Origin of the sequence: Actinophytocola sp., from assembly GCF_036402745.1 — a bacterium.
In the GTDB taxonomy this organism is placed as follows: domain Bacteria; phylum Actinomycetota; class Actinomycetes; order Mycobacteriales; family Pseudonocardiaceae; genus Actinophytocola.
Window position 1 is genome coordinate 1 of sequence record NZ_DASWSJ010000009.1, and the last position, 1,602, is coordinate 1,602.

The 1,602-nt window shown below is 70.7% G+C and carries 1 protein-coding gene; it reads left to right on the forward strand.

Annotated features, from left to right (window positions below):
* On the forward strand, nucleotides 1-1,602 hold a 1,602-nt coding region (alaS, locus tag VGD70_RS00695; RefSeq protein ID WP_331077004.1), incomplete at both ends, for an alanine--tRNA ligase.

Genomic DNA, 1,602 nt, shown 5'->3' on the forward strand with positions numbered 1-1,602 from the left:
GCAGAACGAGCGCGGACCGGGTGGCGCGAAGAAGGACTACCCGATCCTCGGCGAGCTGCCCGCGAAGAACATCGACACCGGCATGGGTGTCGAGCGCGTCGCGTTCCTGCTGCAGGGCGTGGACAACGTCTACGAGACCGATTTGGTGCGTGCGGTCATCAACAAGGCCGAGGAGCTGTCGGGCCGGAAGTACGGTGCGGACAAGACTGACGACGTTCGGTTCCGCGTCATCGCGGACCACGCGCGCAGCAGCGTCCTGCTGGTCGGCGACGGCGTCACCCCCGGCAACGAGGCCCGCGGCTACGTGCTGCGCCGCTTGCTGCGCCGCATTGTGCGCTCGTCGCGCCTGCTGGGTGTGACCGAGCCGGTGCTGCCGGTCTTCGCCGAGGTCGTCCGCGACACGATGGGGCAGATGTACCCCGAGCTGCTGGAGAACTTCGGCCGCATCCAGCAGATCCTGCGCGCCGAGGAGGACACGTTCCTGCGGACCCTGGACGCCGGGTCGCGGATCTTCGAGACCGCCGCCGACCAGATCAAGGCCGACGGGCGCGCCACGCTGCCCGGCGACAAGGCGTTCCAGCTGCACGACACGTACGGCTTCCCGATCGACCTCACCCTGGAGATGGCCTCCGAGGCGGGCCTGACCGTGGACGAGGACGGCTTCCGCAAGCTGATGGCCGAGCAGCGCGCCCGCGCCAAGGCCGACGCGGCGGGCAAGAAGACCGGCCACGGCGACCAGACCGTGTACCGCGAGCTGCTCGACCTCGGTGCGACCGAGTTCACCGGCTACACCGACCTGGCGTCCGAGGCGACGCTGCGCGGCATCGTCAACGGCGGCAAGCGCGTGAAGTCCGCCCGCGAAGGTGACATCGTCGAGGTCGTGCTCGACCGCACGCCGCTCTACGCGGAGTCCGGTGGCCAGGAGAGCGACGCGGGCGTCATCGTGTCCGCCAACGCCGAGCTCGAGGTCGTCGACGTCCAGAAGGTCGCCCGCAAGCTGTGGGTGCACCAGGTCCGGGTGGTCAGCGGCGAGATCGCCGAGGGCGAGCACGTCGAGGCGCGCGTCGACCAGGAGTGGCGCACGGGCGCCCGCCAGGGCCATTCGGGCACGCACGTCGTGCACGCCGCCCTGCGCCAGGTGCTCGGCCCGTCCGCGCTGCAGAGCGGCTCGTACAACAAGCCCGGCTACCTGCGGCTCGACTTCGCGTGGACCGGCGGCCTGTCCGACGAGACGCGCAGCGAGATCGAGGAGGTCTCGAACCTCGCGGTCCGCAAGGACCTGCCGGTCCAGGTCGTCTACACCGACATGAACGGCGCCCAGGAGCTCGGCGCGGTCGCGCTGTTCGGCGAGACCTACGACGAGACGGTGCGCGTCGTCGAGATCGGCGGCCCCTGGTCGCGCGAGCTCTGCGGTGGCACGCACGTCGAGCACTCGTCCCAGATCGGCCCGATCACGCTGCTCGGCGAGTCGTCCGTCGGCTCCGGCGTGCGGCGCCTGGAGGCCTACGTCGGCATCGAGGCGTTCCGCTACCTCGCGCAGGAGCGCGCGATGGTGCAGAACGTCGCCACCATGCTGAAGGTGCCGGACGCCGAGGTGCCCGC